Origin of the sequence: Streptococcus sp. Marseille-Q5986 (assembly GCF_946902915.1) — a bacterium.
Classification (GTDB): Bacteria; Bacillota; Bacilli; order Lactobacillales; family Streptococcaceae; genus Streptococcus.
In genome coordinates this window covers 446,048-469,857 of sequence record NZ_CAMPPY010000001.1, presented here as the reverse complement: position 1 = coordinate 469,857, position 23,810 = coordinate 446,048, and the positions used below count along the sequence as shown (strand labels likewise).

Annotated in this window: 19 protein-coding genes and 1 pseudogene; 7 read left to right on the top strand and 13 right to left on the bottom strand. The window is 41.2% G+C overall.

Going from position 1 to position 23,810, the window contains the following annotated elements; all coding sequences use genetic code 11:
• Positions 1 to 124: 124 nt before the first annotated feature.
• The gene (locus tag OVN21_RS02510; protein ID WP_267247138.1) at positions 125 to 742 is read left to right on the top strand and encodes a TVP38/TMEM64 family protein; all 618 of its coding nucleotides are present in this window, start codon (positions 125 to 127) and stop codon (positions 740 to 742) included.
• A 597-nt stretch (positions 743 to 1,339) separates the two neighbouring features.
• Here OVN21_RS02510 and scrK read toward each other — a convergent pair.
• Both scrK and OVN21_RS02500 read right to left on the bottom strand, forming a co-directional pair.
• Positions 1,340 to 2,227 (bottom strand): fructokinase ScrK, encoded by an 888-nt coding sequence (scrK, locus tag OVN21_RS02505; protein WP_267247137.1) that lies wholly within the window; start codon positions 2,225 to 2,227, stop codon positions 1,340 to 1,342.
• A 141-nt stretch (positions 2,228 to 2,368) separates the two neighbouring features.
• A complete protein-coding gene (locus OVN21_RS02500; RefSeq protein ID WP_267247136.1) occupies positions 2,369 to 4,306 on the bottom strand; it encodes a sucrose-specific PTS transporter subunit IIBC in 1,938 nt (645 codons plus the stop codon).
• Between the two features lie 377 nt (positions 4,307 to 4,683).
• Between OVN21_RS02500 and OVN21_RS02495 the strand changes: the two genes are divergently transcribed.
• Complete coding sequence (locus tag OVN21_RS02495) at positions 4,684 to 6,138, top strand: glycoside hydrolase family 32 protein (protein ID WP_267247135.1); 1,455 nt, start codon at positions 4,684 to 4,686, stop codon at positions 6,136 to 6,138.
• The gene (locus OVN21_RS02490; protein ID WP_267247134.1) at positions 6,119 to 7,084 is read left to right on the top strand and encodes a LacI family DNA-binding transcriptional regulator; all 966 of its coding nucleotides are present in this window, start codon (positions 6,119 to 6,121) and stop codon (positions 7,082 to 7,084) included. Before OVN21_RS02495 ends, OVN21_RS02490 begins: the two co-directional genes overlap by 20 nt.
• 34 nt (positions 7,085 to 7,118) lie before the next feature.
• Here the strand turns inward: OVN21_RS02490 and OVN21_RS02485 are convergent, their stop codons facing one another.
• Positions 7,119 to 8,393: a hydroxymethylglutaryl-CoA reductase, degradative gene (locus tag OVN21_RS02485; protein ID WP_267247133.1), complete on the bottom strand. Its 1,275-nt coding sequence runs from the start codon at positions 8,391 to 8,393 to the stop codon at positions 7,119 to 7,121.
• Positions 8,393 to 9,565 carry a hydroxymethylglutaryl-CoA synthase gene (locus OVN21_RS02480; protein WP_267247297.1) on the bottom strand — a complete coding sequence of 391 codons (1,173 nt, stop codon included), beginning with the start codon at positions 9,563 to 9,565 and terminating at the stop codon, positions 8,393 to 8,395. Before OVN21_RS02480 ends, OVN21_RS02485 begins: the two co-directional genes overlap by 1 nt.
• A 222-nt stretch (positions 9,566 to 9,787) precedes the next feature.
• Between OVN21_RS02480 and OVN21_RS02475 the strand changes: the two are divergent.
• Positions 9,788 to 10,848 (top strand): annotated as a pseudogene (locus OVN21_RS02475) (transposase).
• Positions 10,849 to 11,074: 226 nt separating this feature from the next.
• Here the strand turns inward: OVN21_RS02475 and OVN21_RS02470 are convergent.
• Both OVN21_RS02470 and OVN21_RS02465 read right to left on the bottom strand, forming a co-directional pair.
• Positions 11,075 to 12,253: a pyridoxal phosphate-dependent aminotransferase gene (locus OVN21_RS02470; RefSeq protein ID WP_267247132.1), complete on the bottom strand. Its 1,179-nt coding sequence runs from the start codon at positions 12,251 to 12,253 to the stop codon at positions 11,075 to 11,077.
• Between the two features lie 9 nt (positions 12,254 to 12,262).
• Entirely contained in the window at positions 12,263 to 12,739 is a 477-nt protein-coding gene (locus tag OVN21_RS02465) for a DUF5590 domain-containing protein (protein ID WP_267247131.1), read from the bottom strand.
• Between the two features lie 118 nt (positions 12,740 to 12,857).
• On the opposite strand from OVN21_RS02465, the gene OVN21_RS02460 reads away from it, so the two are divergent.
• Together OVN21_RS02460 and OVN21_RS02455 are read left to right on the top strand one after the other, a co-directional pair.
• Positions 12,858 to 13,304, top strand: a complete 447-nt coding sequence (locus tag OVN21_RS02460) for a MarR family winged helix-turn-helix transcriptional regulator (RefSeq protein ID WP_267247130.1) — start codon at positions 12,858 to 12,860, stop codon at positions 13,302 to 13,304.
• Between the two features lie 91 nt (positions 13,305 to 13,395).
• A complete protein-coding gene (locus OVN21_RS02455) occupies positions 13,396 to 13,944 on the top strand; it encodes an NADPH-dependent FMN reductase (protein WP_267247129.1) in 549 nt (182 codons plus the stop codon).
• A gap of 31 nt (positions 13,945 to 13,975) precedes the next feature.
• Here OVN21_RS02455 and yaaA read toward each other — a convergent pair whose 3' ends face one another.
• The 7 genes from yaaA to OVN21_RS02420 all read right to left on the bottom strand — a co-directional run bounded on the left by yaaA (position 13,976) and on the right by OVN21_RS02420 (position 22,475).
• Positions 13,976 to 14,704, bottom strand: coding sequence for a peroxide stress protein YaaA (gene yaaA / locus OVN21_RS02450; protein ID WP_267247128.1), 729 nt, complete (start codon positions 14,702 to 14,704; stop codon positions 13,976 to 13,978).
• A gap of 79 nt (positions 14,705 to 14,783) precedes the next feature.
• Positions 14,784 to 14,948 carry a DUF3953 domain-containing protein gene (locus OVN21_RS02445; RefSeq protein WP_267247127.1) on the bottom strand — a complete coding sequence of 55 codons (165 nt, stop codon included), beginning with the start codon at positions 14,946 to 14,948 and terminating at the stop codon, positions 14,784 to 14,786.
• 66 nt (positions 14,949 to 15,014) lie between these two features.
• The gene (locus tag OVN21_RS02440; RefSeq protein WP_267247126.1) at positions 15,015 to 16,610 is read right to left on the bottom strand and encodes a hypothetical protein; all 1,596 of its coding nucleotides are present in this window, start codon (positions 16,608 to 16,610) and stop codon (positions 15,015 to 15,017) included.
• A gap of 11 nt (positions 16,611 to 16,621) precedes the next feature.
• On the bottom strand, positions 16,622 to 17,032 hold the full coding sequence (locus tag OVN21_RS02435; RefSeq protein WP_267247125.1) for a peptide deformylase: 411 nt from the start codon (positions 17,030 to 17,032) through the stop codon (positions 16,622 to 16,624).
• A gap of 104 nt (positions 17,033 to 17,136) precedes the next feature.
• A complete protein-coding gene (locus OVN21_RS02430) occupies positions 17,137 to 19,833 on the bottom strand; it encodes a cation-translocating P-type ATPase (RefSeq protein ID WP_267247124.1) in 2,697 nt (898 codons plus the stop codon).
• A gap of 226 nt (positions 19,834 to 20,059) precedes the next feature.
• The gene (locus OVN21_RS02425) at positions 20,060 to 21,031 is read right to left on the bottom strand and encodes a glycosyltransferase family 2 protein (protein ID WP_267247123.1); all 972 of its coding nucleotides are present in this window, start codon (positions 21,029 to 21,031) and stop codon (positions 20,060 to 20,062) included.
• Between the two features lies 1 nt (position 21,032).
• Positions 21,033 to 22,475, bottom strand: a complete 1,443-nt coding sequence (locus OVN21_RS02420) for a hypothetical protein (RefSeq protein ID WP_267247122.1) — start codon at positions 22,473 to 22,475, stop codon at positions 21,033 to 21,035.
• Between the two features lie 149 nt (positions 22,476 to 22,624).
• On the opposite strand from OVN21_RS02420, the gene mntE reads away from it, so the two are divergent.
• A complete protein-coding gene (mntE, locus tag OVN21_RS02415) occupies positions 22,625 to 23,809 on the top strand; it encodes a CDF family manganese efflux transporter MntE (protein WP_267247121.1) in 1,185 nt (394 codons plus the stop codon).
• The last annotated feature ends 1 nt before the right edge of the window (position 23,810 follow it).

Here is a 23,810-nt window from a genome sequence, read left to right as displayed (position 1 = left end):
GAAACAGACATATTCTAAGTCTCGAAGACCTGTATTCCCATCTATTTCTCATCAAAAATACTCATTCCCCCTTTCTCCTCCAAAATATGGTATAGTAGAATTATACTATCTACGAGGAGTTAACATGTCACAGGATAAACAAATGAAAGCTGTTTCCCCACTTCTGCAGCAGGTTATCAATATCTCATCGATTGTCGGTGGGGTTGGGAGTTTGATTTTCTGTATTTGGGCTTATCAGGCTGGGATTTTACAGTCTAAGGAAACCCTATCTGCCTTTATCCAGCAGGCAGGCATCTGGGGGCCACCTCTCTTTATCTTTTTACAGATTTTACAGACGGTCGTCCCTATCATTCCTGGAGCCTTGACCTCGGTGGCTGGGGTCTTTATCTACGGTCACATCATCGGGACAATCTACAACTACATCGGCATCGTGATTGGCTGTGCCATTATCTTTTATCTGGTGCGCCTCTATGGTGCTGCCTTTGTCCAGTCTATCGTCAGCAAGCGCACCTATGACAAGTATATCGGCTGGTTGGACAAGGGCAATCGTTTTGACCGTTTCTTTATCTTTATGATGATTTGGCCAATTAGTCCAGCTGACTTTCTCTGTATGCTGGCCGCCCTGACCAAGATGAGCTTCAAGCGCTATATGATCATCATCGTTCTGACCAAACCCTTTACCCTCGTGGTTTATACCTACGGTCTGACCTATATTATCGACTTCTTCTGGCAAATGCTTTGACATATAAAAAATCCGTTTGGTTTCCCAAGAGGATTTTGAAAGCGTAGATTGACTATAGCTTGATTCTAATACTCAATGAAAATCACAGAACAAACCAGGAAACTAGCCGCAGGTTGCTCAAAGCACTGCTTTGAGGTTGTAGATAAGACTGACGAGGTCAGTTACATATATCTACAGCAAGGCGACGTTGACGCGGTTTGAAGAGATTTTCGAAGAGTATAAATATACTTTGGTATGGAAATCATACCTATTTTTCGATAGTGAGTCGAGGACTTATCTAGGCTTTCCGCCGTGATAGAAACACCTGAAATCGAATAGTTTCAAGTGTTGGGAAACTTTGAGACATTAGGCTCAAAGTTTAGGTATGGAATTTCGAAGAAAGTCGCTACCGTCCGTAATCACTTAAGGAAAGGCTCAAAAAACATTGTCTTCAAGAGCCTGAGACAAAAAGATTTTGATTTTAGGAATTTTTTATTATAAATTTTTAAAATCGATAGATTAGACAAAAAAGCGAACAAGACCGAATTCTGAATGTCAGATAACTCGTTTTGTTCGCTTTTTACATTTAAGGTTAGACTTTTGTCCCAGACTCTTGTTTTATTTTGCGACACCCTTAGCAAGGACAAAGTTTCCAAGTGTAGCGGAACCATTGCCTGCGACTGCTGGAGTGACAATGTAGTCACGCACGTCTGGTACTGGTGGGTAACCATTGAAAAGAGCAGTGAATTTCTCACGGACACGGTCCAGCATGTGTTGTTGAGCCATGACCCCACCACCAAAGACGATTACGTCTGGACGGAAAGTCACTGTAGCATTGACTGCAGCTTGAGCGATATAGTAGGCTTGAACATCCCAAACAGGGTTGTTGAGTTCAATGTTTTCCCCACGTACACCTGTACGAGCTTCCAAACTTGGACCAGCTGCATAGCCTTCCAAACATCCCTTATGGAAAGGACAAACACCCTTAAACTCTTTTTCAATATCCATTGGGTGTCTAGCAACATAATAATGACCCATCTCAGGGTGACCCACACCACCGATAAATTCACCACGTTGGATAACACCTGCACCGATACCTGTACCGATGGTGTAGTAAACCAAGTTTTCGATACGACCACCAGCATTGTTACGGGCAACCACTTCACCATAAGCAGAGCTGTTTACGTCTGTAGTGAAGTACATTGGCACGTTGAGGGCACGACGAAGGGCACCAAGCAAGTCCACATTTGCCCAGTTTGGTTTTGGAGTCGTTGTGATAAAGCCATAAGTTTTTGAGTTTTTATCAATATCAATGGGACCAAATGAACCGACTGCAAGACCAGCAAGATTATCGAATTTCGAGAAGAACTCAATGGTTTTATCGATTGTTTCGATTGGAGTTGTTGTTGGAAATTGTGTTTTTTCTACAACGTTAAAGTTTTCATCACCGACAGCACAGACAAACTTTGTACCGCCCGCTTCCAAGCTTCCATATAATTTTGTCATGATAAACCTCTTGTTTTTATTTTCTTTATTATAGCATATTTCGAAAGTCTAAATTTCTCTATTTTTTTAGATTTTCCTCTGTAAATCTTACCATTCAAGCAAAAACGAACAAACATGTCATTTGTTCCTTTTCATTGAGTATTAGATTTTCACTTCGATGATAGCGTCACCCTTGACAACAGAACCACTTGCGACTGGTGTCACAGAAGCGTAGTCTGCTGTGTTGGTTACGATAACCATTGTTGTATCATCAAGTCCAGCTGTAGCGATTTTGTTTGAGTCAAATGTTCCAAGAACATCGCCAGCTTTGACCTTGTCGCCTTGAGCAACCTTTTGCTCAAAGCCTTCACCGTTCATAGTCACCGTATCGATACCAACGTGGATCAAGATCTCAGCTCCATTAGCTGTCTTCAAACCGTAAGCATGTCCTGTAGCAAAGGCAATCGATACTTCTGCATCAGCTGGAGCGTAAACCACGCCTTGGCTTGGTTTCACAGCGATCCCTTGTCCCATTGCACCACTTGAAAAGACTGGATCATCAACATTCTCAAGAGCAACCACATCACCGACGATAGGAGTTACAAGTGTTTCATTTTGAAGAGTATCAGACTCTTCCACTACTGGTGCTTCTACTGTAGTTTCAGTAACTGTTTCTGCAGTTGCTGTTGCAGCTTCATCAGCAAAGACACTAGCTGCTTTTGTTTTCCCGTAGAAATAAGTGAAAGCAAATGCGGCAACAAAGGACATAATTTCCGCAATTATATACATAGGGATTGAACCAGCCTTAATAGAAAGGAATCCGATAAATCCAGCCGCTCCCAATGAAACTGCAATAACGTGAGTTAAACCCGCTACGAAGGCACCAATTGCTGAACCAGCAAGGGCGCAGAAGAATGGGAATTTGTATTTCAAGTTTACCCCAAAGAGAGCAGGTTCTGTAATACCAAGGAAGGCAGAAACAGCAGCCGAACTGGACAATCCTTTTGTTTTAGCATTTTTTGTCAATAAGTAGATTGCAAGAGTAGCCGCACCTTGTGCTACGTTTGCCATTGAAGCAACAACAAAGATGTAGTCTCCAAATCCAGGACCGTTATTATTGTATGCAGACAACAATTGTGTTTCGATTGCTGGGAATGATTGGTGAAGACCTGTCATAACGATTAATGAGTAAGTTCCACCAAATAGCCCCATACCAAAGGCACCTGTTGTGTTGTACAACCATACAATCGCATTTGTAATCGCATCAGACACAACCAACATAACAGGACCGATAACTGTAAAGGTAAGGAATCCTGTAATCATCACTGATAAAAGCGGTGTGAAAGTGAAGTCAACTGCAGATGGCAATTTCTTGTGGAAGAATTTTTCCAAATTAGCTAACAACCAGACTGCAACAAGGACTGGAATAACCTGATAAGCATAGTTTGTTTGTGTAACATGGAAACCTAAGATGTCCCAGAAGGCTTCTTTCCCACCCAAATCTGGAGTGGTCATAATCATACCGATTGCCGCACCAAGGAATTGGTTTGCTCCAAAGCGCTTGGCTGCTGAAATACCAACCAAAACAGGGAGGAACATAAATGGAGCAGCAGACATCAATTGAATCATAGCTGAGAAGCCTTTGATAGCAGGATACATATCTTCAATTGATTGAGGTCCAAACAAGCCTGGTGATGTCAAGAAGTTCCGTAAAGCCATCAAGAGACCACCTGCAACTAAGGCAGGGATAATAGGAACAAAGATGTCTGACAAAAGTTTAATCAAGTCCATCAATGGATTGAACTTTTTGTCTTTATTCACAATCTCTTTCAAATCATCTGTCGAAACTTCTTTCAAACCAGTTTTCTTGATAATTTCCGCATACACGAAGTTAACATCACCAGGACCAATGATAATTTGATATTGTCCGTTAGTGCTAAAAGTCCCCTTCACATCCGCATTATTATCTAGATCTGCTTGGTTCACTTTTGATTCGTCTTTCAATACCAAACGAAGACGAGTTGCACAGTGGGCTGCAGCTACAAGATTATCCTTACCGACAGCCTCAATGACCTCAGCAGCAACTTTACTATAATCCATAGCAAAAATCTCCTTATAAAATTTTGTTCTTGTTTGAAAGCGATTTTATTCGCCCTACGACTATTATTTTATCACGTTTCTAAAATATGTCAAGCGTTTTGCAGAAAAAATATTCTATCCACTTAGTGGATACGCTTTAGATTGATTGTTTTTGATTGATTTATCAGGTATTCCTTGAAAAAATAAGTTTGAAATCTTATTTAAAAAGGTTTTTATTTCATTATCTTGCATATTTCCGTGAAAATTTGATTGATTTCCTGCATTTATTTTATGACTAACGTTTGACAGTTTTTCTCTTTTTCAACATAAAAGACTTGCTTTTTTAACCGAAAACGGTTACTATTAAAAGTAATAAGATTTTTGGAGGAATAAAATAAATGGAATGGACAACTGAGCGTCGTTATAGACCCTATGAAGATTGGAAGCGAGAAGAAATTCAAAATATAAAGAAAAATATATCACAATCTCCATGGCATACTCATTACCATGTTGAGCCAAAAACAGGACTTCTCAACGACCCAAATGGCTTTTCTTACTTTGATGGCAAGTGGATCCTCTTTTACCAGAATTTTCCTTTTGGTGCAGCCCACGGTTTGAAATCTTGGGCACAGCTAGAAAGTGATGATTTGATTCACTTTAAAGAAACTGGAATCAAAGTTTTACCAGATACTCCATTAGATAGCCACGGTGCCTACTCTGGTTCTGCCATGCAGTTTGGCGATAACTTGTTCCTATTTTATACAGGAAATGTTCGTGATGAAAACTGGATCCGTCACCCTTACCAGATTGGAGCTTTGATGGATAAGAATGGCAAGATTACAAAGATTGATAAGATCTTGATCGACCGGCCAGCCGACTCTACTGACCACTTCCGTGATCCGCAAATTTTTAACTTCAAGAGCCAATACTATGCCATCGTCGGTGGACAGGACTTGGAGAAAAAAGGCTTCGTCCGTCTCTACAAGGCTGTAGACAACGACTATACAAGCTGGCAAGCCGTTGGCAACCTTGACTTTGCTAACGACCGTACTGCCTACATGATGGAATGTCCAAATTTGGTCTTTGTAGGGGAACAACCTGTCCTTCTCTACTGCCCACAAGGATTGGATAAGAACGTTCTAGACTACGATAATATCTTTCCAAATATGTATAAAATTGGGGATTCCTTTGACCCTGAAAATGCCAAAATGGTAGATGTATCTCAACTTCAAAACATGGACTATGGTTTCGAAGCCTATGCAACTCAAGCTTTCAACGCTCCTGATGGACGTGCTCTAGCTGTTAGCTGGCTTGGCTTGCCAGATGTTTCTTACCCTTCTGACCGTTTTGACCACCAAGGAACCTTCTCTTTGGTCAAAGAACTCACTATCAAAGACGGTAAACTCTACCAATTCCCAGTCGCAGCTGTCAAGGACCTTCGTGCTTCTGAAGAAACCTTCTCAAATCGTGCCCAAACTAAGAACACTTACGAACTCGAACTCAACTTGTCAGCTAATAGCCAGAGCGAAATTGTCTTACTAGCTGACAAAGAAGGCAAGGGACTTTCAATCAACTTTGACCTTGTAAATGGTCAAGTGACAGTAGATCGTAGCCAGGCTGGTGAACAGTACGCCCAAGAATTTGGTACAACTCGTTCTTGCCCAATCGATAACCAAGCTACTACTGCTACGATTTTCATCGATAACTCTGTCTTTGAAATTTTCATCAATAAAGGAGAAAAAGTATTTTCTGGTCGTGTCTTCCCCCATGCGGACCAAAATGGTATCCTGATTAAATCTGGAAACCCAACTGGAACTTACTATGAATTAGATTATGGTCGCAAAACTAACTGATGTCGCCAAACTTGCAGGCGTCAGTCCTACTACCGTTTCTCGGGTTATCAATAAAAAGGGCTATCTATCTGAGAAAACCATTCAAAAGGTTAATGAAGCCATGCGAGAACTAGGCTACAAGCCCAACAATCTGGCTCGAAGTCTCCAAGAAAAATCTGCCAAGTTGATTGGACTCATTTTCCCAAACATCAGTCATGTCTTTTATGCGGAGTTGATTGACAAGTTGGAACACCAACTCTTCAAAAACGGCTACAAGACCATCATCTGTAACAGCGAACATGACTCTGAAAAAGAACGGGAGTACATTGAAATGCTGGAAGCCAATCAGGTAGACGGTATCATTTCTGGAAGCCACAACTTGGGAATTGAAGACTACAATCGTGTGACGGCACCGATCATTTCCTTTGACCGAAATCTATCACCTGATATCCCTGTCGTTTCCTCTGATAACTACGGCGGCGGGATCCTCGCAGCCCAAACTCTGGTCAAGACAGGCGCCCAGTCTATCATTATGATTACAGGGAATGACAACTCTAATTCACCAACTGGACTACGCCATGCTGGCTTTGCCACTGTTCTCCCAAAAGCTCCTATTATCAATGTTTCGAGTGATTTTTCTCCCGTCAGAAAAGAAATGGAAATCAAGAATATCTTGACCCATCAGAAACCAGACGCTATCTTTGCTTCGGATGATTTGACAGCTATCCTGGTTATCAAAATCGCTCAAGAATTGGGAATTTCTGTTCCTGAAAAGCTCAAGGTCATCGGCTATGATGGGACCTACTTTATCGAGAACTACTATCCTCATTTGACAACGATTAAGCAGCCTATGAAAGAGATTGCCCAACTCACTGTTGATCTACTCTTACAAAAAATCGAAGGAAAGGAAGTCGCAACAACCGGTTACTTCTTACCCGTTACTCTATTACCCGGAAAAAGTATTTAAGTACAAAAAACTCAGACGAATTCGTCTGAGTTTTTTATGATCGTAAATTTTCCAGATAGCGCTGGGCTGTCTCTAGGTTAAAGGTTTTATCTGCGATGAGACGCTCAACGAGGGGAGCAACTTCAGACTCACTAGCACCAGCTAGGAGAGCTAAGGATTTGGCCTGCAATTTCATGTGGCCTTGCTGGATGCCTGTACTTACCAAGGCTTTGAGGGCCGCAAAGTTTTGTGCCAGCCCGATAGAAACGATGACTTGTGCAAGTTCCTTGGCTAAAGGATTTCCCAGTAGTTCATGGCTGAGGGCTACACGTGGGTTGAGTCCTATAGAGCCACCCTTGGTCGCTACAGGCATAGGTAGTGTCATCTCACCGACCAATTCTTCTGTGTCCCTATCTAGACTCCATCGACTGAGACCTTGATAGCGTCCATCTCGACTGGCAAAGGCATGAGCCCCAGCTTCAATAGCACGCCAGTCATTACCAGTGGCAATCAAAATCGCATCGATACCATTAAAAATCCCTTTATTGTGAGTAGCCGCTCGGTAAGGATCAGCCTGTGCAAACTGACTAGCCAAGGCAATTTTCTCCGCAATTTCTCGTCCTTGGTCCCTTTGGGGGCTCAAGTAGCGAAAGGCGATACGACAGCTTGCTGTCACTAGAGAATCTGTCGCGTAATTGGACAGGATTCCCATGAGACTCTGTCCCTGGCTGAGTTCTTCTAAGACTGGTTTCAAGGCTTCCAGCATGGTGTTGAGCATATTAGCACCCATGGCTTCCTGGGTATCGACATGGATATAAACAACCAGAAAGTCTGTTTCATCTTTGATCTGCTCTACATGCAAATCACGCGCCCCACCTCCTCGTTTAACGATAGAAGGATAGGCTTGATTGGCAAGTTTCAAGAGCTCTGCTTTCTTGCTGGCAATTTTCTCTTGCGCTTGTTCAGGTTCAGCAACTTGATAAAGGGCTACCTGGCCAATCATCTGGCGCTCATGGACTTGAGCAGTAAAGCCACCTGCTCGCTTGATGATTTTACTGGCGTAGCTGGCCGCAGCAACCACTGAGGGTTCTTCTGTCACATAGGGAACTGTATAGTCCTGACCGTTCACCAAAACCTCTGGAATGACGGAATAAGGCAGAGAAAAAGTTCCCACTACATTCTCACTCAGCTGATCTGCAACTGCCAAGCTGATTTGTTCATCCTGCTCCAGACCCGTTTGCTTTTGAGGACTAAGGAGCGCCTGAGCTTTCAGCAACTCAAGGCGCTCATGGTATGATTTTTTAGAAAATCCATTCCAACTTCTCTTCATTACTTTTTAACCTTGCTATAACGGCGTTGGTGGTCGACAATTTCAACCAAGGCATAGTCTTGATTTTCAAAACCTGCAAATTGGGCTGAGCCAGACTCATCCAACTGCACCTCTTCGAAGAAGACTTTTTCATAGTCTGCAACAGACAATGCTGTACGTTGTTTGAGTTTACTCAAGCGATCCTTATCAAGGTAAGCCTCATAGCCTTCAATCAATTCGCCACTAAAGAACTCTGAAACCGCTCCACTTCCGTAACTGTAGAGGGCAATTTTATCTCCAGCCTTCAAAGTCTCTGCATTTTCCAAAAGAGAGAGGAGCCCGAGGAAGAGGGAACCTGTGTAGATATTCCCAATCATCTGACTGTAGAGAATGGACTTATCAAAGTTTTCTTGCAGACTATCCTTTTTTTCCTGAGGCAAAGTCTTATCCATCATCTTACGCAAGCCTTTTAGGGCTAATTTGGGATAAGGCAAGTGGAAGCAGATGGCCGCAAAATCATTCATAGTCCAATCATAACGTTTCTTGTATTCATCCCAAGTCGTCGTAAGACTGTCAAGATATTGCTGAGTTGAGTACAAGCCGTTTACATAAGGAGTGGTTGAATAGTTCGGACGCCAGAAATCCATAATATCACGCGTTTGGGCAACATTATCATTGTTAAAAGCCATGGTACGCGGATTTTGCGTAATCAACATCGCCACACTCCCAGCTCCCTGAGTTGGTTCACCTGGAGTCGCCACACCGTACTTGGCAATATCACTGGCGATGACCAAGACCTTAGACTCTGGAGAATTTTCCACATACAACTTAGCATAATGGAGGGCAGCTGTTGCTCCATAACAAGCTTCTTTGATTTCAAAACTGCGAGCGAACGGCTGGATACCTAATAGACCGTGAACAAAGACCGCCGCTGCCTTACTCTGGTCAATCCCTGACTCGGTCGCCACGATGACCATGTCAATTTCTTCTTTTTCTTTCTCTGTTAGAATAGAGTTACTTGCACTGGCAGCTAAGGTGACAACATCCTCAGTCAATGGTGCAATGCTAATTTCGTTTAATAAGAGACCCTTACTATATTTATCAGGCTCAACTCCTCTTGCTTCTGCTAGGTCTTGTAATTTCAAGACATATTGACTGGTCGCAAAACCAATCTTATCAATACCGATTGTCATATTTACCTCTGTTTTTTCATTCATTGTAAAAAATCGTTCTATTCCATTTTATCACAAATAGGAACAAATGAGAGAAAAAAGACTTGATTCAACAAATCAAGTCTTTGCTTGGTAACTTCTCAAAGTAACTTCCACTTTCCTGATCGAAGTGGAAATTCGTCTAAAACGGATTTTCATGGTGGAATTAAGTGTGAGACGTTTGAGTTAGAAATGAGATCTACTCTGACCAAACAGAAACACCTTACCCTTTCAGACCGTAATGATATCCAACTAGGCTTAGAGCGCGGTGAAACCTTCAAAACTATTGGACAATCCATTCTAAAAGACCCAACTACTGTTTCAAAAGAAGTCAAAAGAAATAGACAAGGCCGAGAGTCTACGTGTGATAACCTTCCTTGCACTTTACTCGATAAGGCTCCCTCTGTCTGTAATGATTGCCCTAAAAGAAGACAAAATTGCGGATTTAAAAAAATCTTCTGCCTTGCTAAACAAGCTCAAAAGCAATACGAACAAACTCTTGTCGAGGATCGTGAAGGAACTCCTCTCAATTCCAAGACTTTCTGGGACTCCGAAAAGGATACCTATCTATCGCTCCTATTGACCTAGCCAGAGCCGTTAAATTTAAAGAAAGACGGAAAAATAAGCTACCTTCCATCCCTAAAGAAGCTAAAAAACCGTTCCTCTGAGGATTTTCAAATCTATTTAGCCCTGAATCAACTAGACTCATGGCTGGAAATGGACACGGTTATGGGCAGAATGGGAGGTAAAATCCTAGTCACCTTCAATCTTTCCTTCTGTAACTTTATCTTCGCTAGGCTGCTGGAGAATAAAACTGCCCTTGCGGTTACCAAACACCTCATGATATTAAGAACACTCTTCACCAAGCGAACAAAGACTTTTTCCAACTCTTTCCCGTCATTCTTACCGATAATGGTGGAGAGTTTGCCAGGGGCGATGATATCGAAATGGATGTTCGAGGAGAAAGTAAACTTTTCTTTTGTGACCCTAATCGCTCTGACCAGAAAGGGAGAATTGAGAACATTCACACGCTGATTCGCGACCTTCTACCTAAAGGAACTTCCTCTGATAACTTCATTCAAGAGGACATCCATCTCGTCTGTTCGCATGTCAACAGTGTCAAACGAGCTGCTTTGAATGGAGAGTCAGCCTATGAACTCTTTGCCTTTACTTACGGAGAAGGGATTCCTAAGCTTCTCGGCATTTCTAAAATACCTGCAGAAGACGGCTGTCAATCTTCTAAATTGCTTCAACAGTGGTTCTAAAAACGAACCTTCAACCCCATTCAAACGTCTCACTCTAACTTCCACCATAGCGGAACTTAATCTGAAATGCTTTCAGATGAGGGGATTTTGTGCCCTCTTTTTTCGATTCCTTTTGGCTACAAAAGCGATGAAATCAAGCATGAGTAAAACCAGTGGAACTTAGTTTGGGAATTTAGCAGATTTTCGATACAAAAAATCTTCACCGAAATGACGAAGATTCTAAGTTTTATTTTTTCATAAATTGATGCAAACGGTGAATGGCTTCTTTTAATGTATTTAAGTCTGTAGCATAGCTGAGGCGAACATTTTCTGGTGCTCCAAATCCAGCTCCTGTAATCAAGGCAAGACCAACTTCTTCGAGGATAGCTGTTGTAAAGTCCGTCACATCGGTATAACCCTTCATCTCCATCGCTTTTTTAACATTTGGGAAAAGATAGAAGGCTCCTTGTGGCTTGACAACTTCAAATCCTGGCACTTGGCACAAGAGTGGATAAATGGTATTCAAACGCTCTTCAAAGGCTTGGCGCATGGTTTCAACAGAGTCTTGCGGTCCAGTCAGCGCCTCAATCGTTGCATATTGAGACACTGCCGTCAGATTTGAAGTTGTTTGTCCTGTTAGTTTGCTCATAGCAGCGATAATTTCAGGATTTCCCACAGCATAACCTACCCGCCAACCAGTCATAGCATAGGCCTTAGATACACCGTTAATCACGATGGTTTGCTTGCGAATAGCTTCTGACAGACTAGAGATTGGAACAAATTCGTTCCCGTTATAAACCAGACGACTGTAAATATCATCTGCTAGGATAAGGACATCATGTTCAACCGCCCAATTTCCGATAGCCAAGAGTTCCTCACGAGAGTAGATCATACCGGTCGGATTGGATGGCGAATTGAGAACCAAAACCTTGGTCTTATCTGTTCGGGCTGCTTCTAGCTGCTCTACTGTTACTTTAAAGTGATTGTCTTCCTTGGCCAGGACAAAGACTGGCACTCCTTCTACCATCTTGACTTGATCCCCATAACTGACCCAGTAAGGAGTAGGGATGATGACCTCATCGTCTGGATTGACCACAGCCATAAAGAAGGTGTAGAGGGAGAACTTGGCACCAGTGGCAAAGGTAACCTCGTTAGCTGCTACAGAATACCCATAGTAGCGTTCAAAATAGGTATTAACCGCCGCTTTTAACTCTGGTAGACCCGATACAACTGTATAGAAGGAAGCTCGCCCATCTCGAATTGCTTCTATCGCTGCATCCTGAATGTTTTCAGGAGTATGAAAATCAGGCTGTCCCAAGGTTAAGAAAAGAACATCCTTTCCTTGAGCTTTTAATGCCTTGGCTCTTGCATCACTGGCTAGAGTGACGCTTTCTTCCATTTCTAGTACACGCTTGGGTAGTTTCATATGCCCTCCTTATTGGATCACTGCTCCTGTTTCAAAGTCAACCAGATAGTACTGTTTTCCTGACTTGACTTCCCAAATCGGCTTGTCCTGATAGCGACCAAAGGTGATTTTGTCAATGTCGCTAGCTCCTTTTTCCCTCGAAATCGTCGCCGCCTTGTCTTGAGAAATCCCCTTGTCAAGCTGATAAACATAAATCTTGTGGTCATTCTTTTCAATCAGTACGGCAATGGCCTCTTGCTTTTTATTATGCCCCAGAACGCTGTAATAACCTTCTAGTCCATTATAGAAATCAATCTGATCTGCCTTTTCCAATTCTGCATACTGCTTGGCTAGTTTTTCTCCCTCAACTCTAGCATCTTGATAGGGTTTCATACTGAGAGATATCAGATAAAGGAAGGAAGTGGTCATGACTAGTACTACCAGAGCAATGCCGATTCCATACTGTAAAAGTAGCTTGTTTTTTGCGTTTTTCTGTCTTAGTTTCACTCGTCTATTTTACCATCTCTCCTCCTTTATTACAAGTGAAGACAGGAACATTCTAAGAATCTTTTCCTATAAAATGTAAGTTCTTGTTTTTCTGCCTAATTATTGATAAAATAACCTTATGAAACAATATTTGAAAAAGAAAATTTCCGATAATCAATTAGACTTAAAAATGGCTATCGTCCTCAATAAAGCCATACGAACTTTTAAACCATATGAAGCCAAGGCTGCTAAAGAACACGGGCTAACACCCACTCAATTTTCAGTTTTGGAAACCCTCTATAGCAAGGGGGAACTGCGCATTCAGGATTTGATTGAAAAAATGCTAGCCACTTCTGGAAATATGACTGTTGTTATTCGAAACATGGTTCGAGATGGGTGGATTTCTAGAACTTGTGACCCCAAGGATCGTCGCTCTTTTTTCCTGAAATTAACACCTGCAGGACGCATAAAAATCGAAGAGGTTCTTCCTGACCATATCGATTCTATCGTAGAAGCACTCAGCATCTTGGAAGATGGCGAAAAGGAAGACTTAATCCAGATTTTAAAAAAATTTAAAAATTTGTGAGCAAAATTATTGCTAATTAGTATCATTTGTTGTAACATATATGGTAACAAAAGAGTTCGCTCTTTGAATTTTAAACTAAAGGAGACATATCATGTCTAAAAAAGTATTATTTATCGTCGGTTCGCTTCGCCAAGGTTCTTTCAACCACCAAATGGCCCTCGAAGCTGAGAAAGCACTTGCCGGAAAAGCGGAAGTCAGCTATCTTGATTACTCAGCTGTTCCTCTCTTCAGCCAAGATCTTGAAGTTCCAACTCATCCAGCTGTAGCTGCTGCTCGTGAAGCAGTCCTTGCTGCGGATGCGATCTGGATCTTCTCTCCAGTCTACAACTTCTCTATCCCTGGAACAGTGAAAAACTTGCTTGACTGGCTCTCTCGTGCGATTGATTTGTCTAATACACGTGGTGCTTCTGCCCTCCAAGACAAGTTTGTTACTGTCTCATCTGTAGCCAATGCCGGTCACGAACAACTCTTTGCGATTTATAAAGACCTCTTGCCATTTATCCGTACACAAGTCGTTGGCGACTTTACAGCTGCTCGTGTCAATGACTCTGCTTGGGCAGATGGAAAATTGGTGTTAGAAGAAGCAACTGCTTCATCACTTGCAAAACAAGCGGACGACCTTCTTGTAGCCATCAACTAATCCAGCAAAAACCAGCTCATTCGAGCTGGTTTTATGCTTGTTTCACAAAGACAAGTTCTAAGTCACTTGATAAATCAGGTCGGTAGTCAAAACTTGCAAAACTGAGCTGGCGAGCTTGTTCGACTGTTTGGACTTGCCCCTCTATCAAGGCGGTCAAAAAGGCACCACGGGCTTTTTTTGAAATGGTTGAGTGGATTTTCAACTTACCTGCCTTGTCCTCCATAAATTTGAAGGTCACCATCTTTTCTCTGATTTCCTTCGAAAATACGGTTTCAAACTCTGATGATAGGAGGGAGAATATCAAATCCTCATCCTCTAGCGCCTCATCGTAGACTGACTTCCAATGACTCTTTAAAGTCTTACCAGTGACTTTTAACTTCATCAAGAAGTCCAAACGGTGAGGAGCCATGGGCGATAAGGCGGGGATAACACCGTATAAAGCCGAGGTAATCAGGACATGATTTTCAAGATAGGTTTGTTCGGCCTCGGTTAACCCATCTCGTTTGATGTGGCGATACATGAGACCATCAAAGAGTTTCAAGGCTGGATAATGTTTAGCTCTTTGATCTTTTAGAACTTGAATACGAGCGTGCTCTTCTTCTGCTTTCGCGGCAGATACCTTATAAAAGGTCTCTAATTCACTAGCTGAGTAGTACGCCAGTGAGTCAAGAACTGCCTGACTTTCTTTCCTCAAGGGAAGTGCTTCGATACAAGGATGGTCTGTGTTCATTTCTTTTGCTGTTGGGATTAAAATTTTCATATTGTTAGTGTAGCATATTTTTCGATCACGACCAAGAATTTCATCTTAAAAACCTCGGTTCATACCGAGGTTTCTCTGTTTATTTTGGCCATCCCAACCAGATAGCCACAAGAACAAGGGCTACGCCAGCTAAGCTTGTTAAGATAGATAAGAAGTTAACATTTTTCTCCTTAAACTGAGAAGAACCTATCTTCAAAGCGAGTAGTCCGAGTAACATTGAAACAACCATCAAATAAAAACCCATTTGTTTGTCCTCCATTAGTCCTTCATTTACTTCATTATAACATATACTTTCTAAATAAAGCTGTTTTTACTTGACTTTAAAGGTCTTGAGATAGTTATCTTTTCCAACTTGACCTTCGAAGGATTGGCCATTTTCGAGGTAAGGAAGGTCGTCTGACACTGAGGCCTTGACTTTGTAAATCTTGCCATCAACTTTGAAGAAGTAGACGGTATCCCCCTTGATAACAGCTGTTTTAAGGTCTGAAACCACTCCCTTGATGTTTTCTACCGTTTCATTATCCAGCTCGAGGTCATTTTTATTGGCATATTTGCTAAGGAGTTCATCTACCGTAGTTGCTACAATGACGTTTTGGTACTCCACGGCATCGACCAATGCGTACTCCTTGACCAAGCCTGCGTTGTCCTTCAAGCCCATGATATAGAGCGGTTTGTCATTGAGATTGACAAGGATAGGGAAGGTAGCCTTGTAGGCCTTCTCTTGCACTGCTCCTTCTGCGGAAGCACGGGCTGATTCTTCGGTTGCTGAAGCTAGATTGTACTTGGTGATTTCACCAGTGCGCATATTTTCAAGGATAAATCCTAGATTACTTTCATCAGCATTGGCTGAAGTCACCCCCGTATAAAGATAAATGTCATTTCCGATAGAAAGATAGTTATAGCCCTCTGTCGTTTGGGTAACGTTTTTCTTAGATATCAAGGCATTCCAGAAGCCGTCTTTATACTTGCCGTTGTAGTTGATTTGCTCGATAGTTTCTTCCGCAGGATAGACACGATCCACCCATTCTGGGACTTCATCCAAACTGTATTCCTTGGTTTCTCCACTGGTAGCATCTAAGATAATAACAGATGAAGGACGAGGGACTCCTAGACCAAACTGCTTTTGATAAACGGTTGCTACATAGAAAGGATTGCCTTCATCATCCACCTCAAAGGATGGCGTTTTAAAAATCTTGGTTGGGTACTTGATCCGAAGATGACGTTTGACGTCTCGGTTAAAATACTCGGAGTCCGAATACTTCATCGGTGTTTTCAAGTCTACCAATTCAGCGTTCCCTGTCACCATATCAACCTTGATATACTCACCAATTCCCTTGGACTGATTATTGAACCATTTAATCGGATCAGCATACTCCAAAGGTGTCACCCGATAGGGTTTGCCATCAACCGTCAGCTGGGTATAAGTATCTGCTGCTACGTACTGGGAGACCTTATCCGTCAGAGAGCCCAGGTAACGGTCACCAATCTTTTCTGCGGTGCTCCGATCTAGGATTGGAACCTTACTGGTATCACTCTTAGGAAAATCTTTAAAGTCTTTTTCTGTGATGGACACCACATTAGCATAATTTTTTGCTTGGAAAAAGCTAGAGGTCACTAGACTTACCAGACCAGCAAGGGCAAAGATAAGGCCTGCAGCCAGCAATAATCCTCCACCTAGTCTATTAAAATGAAATCCTTCTAGATTGAAATCTTTGGTAGCCTTGCCATGACGTACGTGAACTGTCTTGAAAGGATTGGTATCCCTTCGAAAACTAAACAAAATCCCCATCACCACCAAATGTCCACATAGGAAAAAGATAAATTCCCAACTGGTAAAATTGAAGGGCGGTAAAAAGATATACCAGGTCGTTGCGATAAAAATAAGTTCAAAAAGTATTCGTTTCATTTGCTTTCCTCCTAAATCATTCGTCCTTCCAAGTGATCCAGTTCATGCTGGCAAATCTGAGCTGGGAAGCCTTTCAAAGTCATGGTCTGTTTTTGCCACTTGCTGTCACGACAGGACACCGTAATCGTTTCATAACGGGTCGTCGGTCGCACCCCAGTCAAGGACAAACAACCTTCTTCTGTCTCATAAGGTTCGTCAAAGGACAGGAGAACTAGGTTAAACATGACCACGGGAACCAAGCCAAGATTAAAGACAATCACGCGCTTCTGCACCCCAATCATATTGGCAGCCAGCCCAACACAAGTCTCACGATTTTCCAAGAGCGTATCCTGTAAATCTCTAGCTAGATAAAGGTCTTCCTGACTTGCAGCTTTCGAAACTTGCGACAAAAATAAGGTATCTTGGACAATTTTCTTTTCCATTCTCTTACGCTCCTGGCTACCTTACTTTATTATAGCATAAAAGTGGATAACTCCCAACTATTCTCCTCAAATGCAAAAAAAGCCATCCGAAGATGACTTTCTTTTTAAATCGCATTCTTGTCAAAACCGAGTTTGCGTTGAATAAACTTAACAATTTCGACGATAATAATCATTGAGAAGCTTCCGCCCATAACGATTCCCCATTGTGATAAATCTAGTTTGGTTACGTGGAAGATTTCTTCAAGTGGTTCTACGACGATAGTTGCCATGAGAAGGATGAAGGATACCAAGATAGACCAGTTGAAGGTCTTAGACTTGAATGGGCCAACTGTCAAGATGGATTGGTAGACAGATTTGACATTATAAGCATGGAAGAGCTGAATCAAGCCAAGGGTTGCAAAGGCCATAGTAAGAGCATCAGCGTGAATAGCTTGATTGTCACCCACATGAACTGGGTAAAGAAGGGCAAGGCCATAAACAGCCAGAACAAGGGTACCTTGAAGGAGACCTTGGTAAATAATCGAACTCATGACCCCACCTGAGAAGAAGCTTGACTTGCGTCCACGTGGTTTGTGGGTCATAACACCCGGCTCAGCAGGTTCAACACCAAGAGCGATAGCTGGGAAGGTATCCGTTACCAAGTTAATCCACAAGAGATGAACTGGTTGTAAGACATCCCAGCCAAACAAGGTTGATAGGAAGATGGTTAATACTTCAGCAGTATTGGCAGAAAGTAGGTACTGGATCGTCTTTTGAATGTTTGAGAAGACCTTACGTCCTTCTTCAACTGCGACGATGATAGTCGCAAAGTTATCATCCGCAAGAATCATGTCAGAGGCACCCTTAGAAACCTCTGTACCAGTAATCCCCATACCAATACCGATATCTGCTGTTTTCAGAGCTGGCGCGTCATTGACCCCGTCACCTGTCATGGCAACGACCTTACCTTGTTTTTGCCAAGCCTTGACGATACGAACCTTGTGTTCTGGAGATACGCGCGCATAAACAGAGTATTGACCAACAACTTTTTCAAATTCTTCATCAGACAGTTCGTTGAGCTCAGCACCAGTTAAAACATGCCCTTCTGTATCGTTTGCATCAATGATTCCCAAACGTTTAGCAATAGCTTCTGCTGTGTCTTGGTGATCACCCGTAATCATGATTGGACGGATTCCAGCTTCCTTAGCCACACGAACAGCCTCAGCAGCTTCAGGACGTTCAGGGTCAATCATCCCAATCAAACCAGTAAAGATTAAATCATTTTCAAGTTCTTCAGAAGTGAGATTTTCTGGAATGCTATCAATAATCTTATAAGCACCTGCAAGGACACGCAAGGCTTGGTGAGCCATTTCAGAGTTGTTTGTATGAATGAGGTTTGTAACCTTCTCATCAATCGGAGCAATATCCCCAGCCTTGTCTCGAAGAACACAACGTTTCAAGAGTTGGTCTGGAGCACCCTTGACCGCTACAAGGAAACGATCATCTGGCAATGGGTGAACTGTTGACATGAGCTTACGATCTGAGTCAAACGGCAATTCAGCTACACGAGGATATTTCTCTAAGAAACCTTTAACATCGTAGCCCTTGTCCAAGGCATACTGGATAAAGGCTGTTTCTGTTGGGTCACCAATCAGGTTGCCTTCCACATCAATTTTCGTATCATTAGCCAAGACAACTGAACGAAGTAGTGGCATTTCAAGACCTAGTTCAATATCATCAGCTGAGTCATGTAGAACCGCATCGTAGAAGACTTTTTCGACTGTCATCTTGTTCATAGTCAGCGTACCAGTCTTATCAGAAGTGATGATTTCTGTTGAACCAAGCGTTTCAACTGCTGGCAACTTACGAACGATAGAGTTTCGTTTGGCCAAAACTTGAGTACCAAGGGAAAGAACGATGGTAACGATAGCAGGAAGTCCTTCTGGAATGGCTGCAACGGCAAGGGCAACAGAAGTCAACAACTCACCAAGTGGATTTTTGCCTTGGATGAAGACACCAACTACAAAAGTAACAAGGGCAATGACTAAAATTGCATAGGTCAAGACCTTAGAAAGGTTATTCAAGTTTTGTTTGAGTGGTGTATCCGTCTCATCCGCATCTTGGAGCATGCCAGCGATATGACCAACTTCCGTGTACATACCTGTATTGACAACAACACCAAGACCACGACCATAAGTCACATTTGAGTTTTGGAAGGCCATGTTGACACGGTCACCAATACCTGCATCTGCAGCAAGATCGATTGTCAAGTCTTTTTCAACTGGCACAGACTCGCCCGTCAAGGCAGCTTCTTCGATTTTAAGAGAATTGGCTTCTAGCAAACGTAGGTCTGCTGGCACCACATCACCTGCTTCAAGGGCAACGATATCTCCAGGCACCAATTCTTTAGAGTCAATCTCCGCCATGTGTCCATCACGAATAACACGAGCAGCTGGACTAGACATAGACTTGAGAGCTTCGATAGCTTCTTCTGCTTTTCCTTCTTGGTAAACACCAAAGGCAGCATTGATGATTACCACGGCTAAGATGATAATGGCATCTGCGATATCTTCCCCACCAGAAGTCACGACTGACAAGATGGATGCCGCAACTAGGATGATAATCATCAAATCCTTAAATTGCTCGATGAACTTGACCAAGAGAGTTTTTTTCTCTCCCTCTTCCAGTTCATTGCGCCCATATTCAGCTAGGCGCTTTTCCGCCTCGCTTGATGACAAACCTTGCTCGGTCGCATCCACAGCCTTCAAGACCTCTTCAGGGCTTTGAGTGTAAAACGCTTGGCGTTTTTGTTCTTTTGACATGTGTCTCCTCCTTGACATTGTGTGCAAAACAAGTTCTCTTTTAGTTTTATGACAAACAAAAAGAGACCTGTTAATCATAACAAGTCTCGCTGTTTAAGATAGTGCCGGAAAACATACTTTTCAGTATAAAATTCGGAATGACGACACTATCACAGGTTTCTGCCAGCTACTCCCTTGAGTAGTACTATTATACCAAATTTTGAAAAATTTTCAAAGAATAAAGATTCTATAAAATTCTATCCTTATCAAAAGTACGTTCACTGATAATATATCTAGGACGACGTTTTGTTTCCAGATAAATTTTTCCAATATACTCACCAATTACTCCCAAACTAATCAATTGAACTCCACCAAGTAGGCTAACTATTGCATAGGTGCTTGTCCAGCCAGCCACGACTGTACCAGCAAACTTACTCAATATAACCCAAATAATCAATAGAAAACTAAAGAGTGACGTCAAAACACCAAGGCTTGTAATCAAACGAATCGGTTTGATTGATAAACTGGTAATACCATCCATAGCCAAACCAAGCATTTTAGATAGTGGATAATGGCTCTCACCAGCAATTCGTTCATGGCGCTTATATGAAACGTAAGAATATTTAAAGCCAACTAAAGGCATTAAACCACGAAGAAATAGATTCACTTCAGTGAATTTTTCTAATTCCTTCAAGAATCTTTTAGAAACCAATCGATAGTCTGCATGATTAAAAACAACTTCTGCTCCAAATAGGCGTAGCACTTTATAAAAACCTTCAGCTGTAATTCGTTTAAAAGCAGAGTCCGTGTCACGGTTATCACGTACACCGTAGACAATTTCAGAGCCACTTTTATACTCCGAAACCATCTTGTCCATGCAATTAATGTCATCTTGTCCATCAGCATCAATGGTAATGACAATATCAGCAAACTGAATGGCCTCATACATACCTGCAAGGATACTACTTTGATGCCCCCTATTACGACTTTGTGATACACCAACCACAGAAGGAACGGAATTAGCATAACTTTTTATCAGTTCCCAAGTCCGATCCTTACTACCATCATTTACATACATAATTTTACTAAGAGAATGGATTTCTTCTTTCTTCACTAATTGTTCAATTTTTTCAACAAACATTGGATTAGTATGTGGTAGGACTTGCTCTTCGTTGTAACACGGAATAACTATGTATAAAATCGGCTTTTTCCTACTCATACTATTCTCCTCCTTTTCTATAAATCATAGCCGTATCAATCTGTTTTTCTAAGTGATAATTGATTTTAATATAATCCTTGATAAAAGAGTCAGTTCTCTTACCATAATCCCATTCAGTATCAAATACAATGTAGATAGGAGGATTTTCTTGTATAGATTTTTTAAACTCATCAATAATAACTCGATCATCTGTCACCGCAGGGATAAAGAAAAATTTTGTACTAGCTAACCGTTCACTGTACAAATAAATTGTTCCATTTTGACGATGGGTATAAATTCGGTCATCCATCGACGTATTTTTCTCTATATAGCTAGCAACACGTTGCTGTTTCTCAGAATTATTCAGATATCTAGTATACATATTCTTCATGATGTATTTCACATCATTCTGGTATACAATACTTAATCCTAAGAACAAGATAAGAAATACTTGAAAAGACATTTTCTTTGATATGCTATGAAATACATAGGAAATATATGGAATCAAAATCGGAAGCATCACTAAAATGTAATGGCCATAGCTTCTTTTCGAGATAAGAGCCAGAAGTAGACAAATAATAAAAACAAAATGATAGAAGATTGATTTTATTCCAAATTTCTTCCATAGTGGTATCAAGGAAAATAACATCAATAAATTAAGACTTAAGAGATTTGTTTGGGAAATGTACCATCTGATAATCTCATACATCGAAACGTTATTTGACTCTGTAGTATAAATAAAATTAATTCCAATCGACTGGTATATCATTTCAAAAAAGATACCTTTTGATAACAGATATAAGCACAAAGGGATAGTTGGTATTAATATCCCAAGGAAAAATAATCCAATCAAAGAAAACAAGTCCCTGTATGCCTTCTTAAGTATGAAATCAATCAATACATAAATACAAAATACAAGCCAAATCCCTATCATATTTGCTTTCGTAAAAAATACAATAGAGAAAAATGCACCTGATGCTATGATATCATTTTTGCTGAAATCATTTTGTATAAACAGTTTTAAAAAAACGTATAATGAATAAGCCAAAAAAGGTAAAATAAAACCTTCTAAACTCCAACCGCCATCAAAAAAATACTCATAAATTATAAAGATAATTGCTAAAGTTAAAATTGTTTGCTTATTTCCAGTAAATAACCTTGAAATCTTATAGCTAGCTATAAAGAAAAGAAATGTGCAAAATAGGTATAAAAATTTAATTCCTAACGCACCACCAATAAGATATCCTAGGTAATTCAGTAAAAAAACGACTGGCCCCTTATGATCAAATAGGTTTGCATACATCAATTCTCCTCGATTCATTGCATACCCAAAATATTCAAAAATACTAGCATCTGAAAACGGTATTCCCTGTTTGACATTTGTTACCATCGAAAACCAGACTAAAACAGTAAAGAGTAAAGAAATACTCGTCACTAAAATACTCATTTTTTTCAATTTATTCACCTCAACTTCTCACTTTATCAGTCTATCATATTTCCTAAAAAAAAAAAGCATTTCTGCTTTGTATTTTCTTACTTTTATCCATCCTATTTGAATTTTCTCTTGAAAACCAGTATAATGGTAGAATGCTATGTGACTAGAAAGGAAGTTGAATGAAGCAATCTATTTCAAATCTCAAGTTAGCTGAGCGTGGGGCCATTATCAGCATTTCAACCTATTTGATCTTGTCTGCAGCGAAATTAGCAACTGGTCACCTCCTTCATTCGTCCAGTTTGGTAGCCGATGGTTTCAACAACGTATCCGATATTATCGGAAATGTTGCCCTCTTGATTGGGATTCGTATGGCGCGCCAACCTGCAGACCGTGACCACCGTTTTGGCCACTGGAAGATTGAGGATTTGGCTAGCTTAATCACTTCCATCATCATGTTCTATGTCGGTTTCGATGTTCTAAGAGATACCATTCAGAAGATTCTCAGTCGTGAAGAAACGGTCATTGATCCTCTGGGTGCAACTCTAGGAATCATTTCTGCAGCGATTATGTTTGTGGTCTATCTATACAATACTCGCCTCAGTAAGCAATCAAACTCCAAGGCACTAAAGGCTGCCGCCAAAGACAATCTTTCTGATGCTGTTACCTCACTTGGAACCACCATTGCCATCCTGGCTAGCAGTTTCAATTATCCCATTGTGGATAAACTGGTTGCCATCATCATCACTTTCTTTATCTTAAAAACTGCCTATGATATCTTTATCGAGTCTTCCTTTAGTCTTTCGGATGGCTTTGACGACCGTCTGCTTGAGGACTATCAAAAGGCTATCATGGAAATTCCTAAAATTAGCAAGGTTAAGTCTCAAAGAGGTCGTACCTATGGTAGCAACATCTACCTGGATATCACGCTAGAAATGAATCCTGACTTATCTGTTTTTGAGAGTCATGAAATCGCGGATCAGATCGAGTCTATGCTGGAAGAACGTTTTGGAGTTTTTGATACCGATGTCCATATCGAGCCAGCACCTATCCCTGAGGATGAAATTTTAGACAATGTCTATAAAAAATTGCTGATGCGTGAACAATTGATTGACCAAGGAAATCAACTGGAAGAACTCTTGGCTGACGATTTTGTCTATATTCGCCAAGATGGAGAACAGATGGATAAAGAGACCTATAAAGCCGAAAAAGAGTTAAATTCTGCTATCAAGGATATTCAGATTACTTCTATCAGTCAAAAAACCAAACTCATCTGCTATGAGTTAGATGGTATCGTCCATACCAGTATCTGGCGTCGCCACGAAACCTGGCAAAATATCTTTCATCAAGAAACCAAAAAAGAATAGA

Coding starts and splice junctions, on each gene's coding strand:
- OVN21_RS02425 (WP_267247123.1), bottom strand. CDS start 21,031: ATGAGTAGGAAAAAGCCGATTTTATACATAGTTATTCCGTGTTACAAC.
- OVN21_RS02485 (WP_267247133.1), bottom strand. CDS start 8,393: ATGAAGAGAAGTTGGAATGGATTTTCTAAAAAATCATACCATGAGCGC.
- scrK (WP_267247137.1), bottom strand. CDS start 2,227: ATGACAAAATTATATGGAAGCTTGGAAGCGGGCGGTACAAAGTTTGTC.
- mntE (WP_267247121.1), top strand. CDS start 22,625: ATGAAGCAATCTATTTCAAATCTCAAGTTAGCTGAGCGTGGGGCCATT.
- OVN21_RS02455 (WP_267247129.1), top strand. CDS start 13,396: ATGTCTAAAAAAGTATTATTTATCGTCGGTTCGCTTCGCCAAGGTTCT.
- OVN21_RS02435 (WP_267247125.1), bottom strand. CDS start 17,032: ATGGAAAAGAAAATTGTCCAAGATACCTTATTTTTGTCGCAAGTTTCG.
- OVN21_RS02490 (WP_267247134.1), top strand. CDS start 6,119: ATGGTCGCAAAACTAACTGATGTCGCCAAACTTGCAGGCGTCAGTCCT.
- OVN21_RS02460 (WP_267247130.1), top strand. CDS start 12,858: ATGAAACAATATTTGAAAAAGAAAATTTCCGATAATCAATTAGACTTA.
- OVN21_RS02510 (WP_267247138.1), top strand. CDS start 125: ATGTCACAGGATAAACAAATGAAAGCTGTTTCCCCACTTCTGCAGCAG.
- OVN21_RS02440 (WP_267247126.1), bottom strand. CDS start 16,610: ATGAAACGAATACTTTTTGAACTTATTTTTATCGCAACGACCTGGTAT.
- OVN21_RS02445 (WP_267247127.1), bottom strand. CDS start 14,948: ATGGGTTTTTATTTGATGGTTGTTTCAATGTTACTCGGACTACTCGCT.
- OVN21_RS02430 (WP_267247124.1), bottom strand. CDS start 19,833: ATGTCAAAAGAACAAAAACGCCAAGCGTTTTACACTCAAAGCCCTGAA.
- OVN21_RS02500 (WP_267247136.1), bottom strand. CDS start 4,306: ATGGATTATAGTAAAGTTGCTGCTGAGGTCATTGAGGCTGTCGGTAAG.
- OVN21_RS02470 (WP_267247132.1), bottom strand. CDS start 12,253: ATGAAACTACCCAAGCGTGTACTAGAAATGGAAGAAAGCGTCACTCTA.
- yaaA (WP_267247128.1), bottom strand. CDS start 14,704: ATGAAAATTTTAATCCCAACAGCAAAAGAAATGAACACAGACCATCCT.
- OVN21_RS02480 (WP_267247297.1), bottom strand. CDS start 9,565: ATGACAATCGGTATTGATAAGATTGGTTTTGCGACCAGTCAATATGTC.
- OVN21_RS02495 (WP_267247135.1), top strand. CDS start 4,684: ATGGAATGGACAACTGAGCGTCGTTATAGACCCTATGAAGATTGGAAG.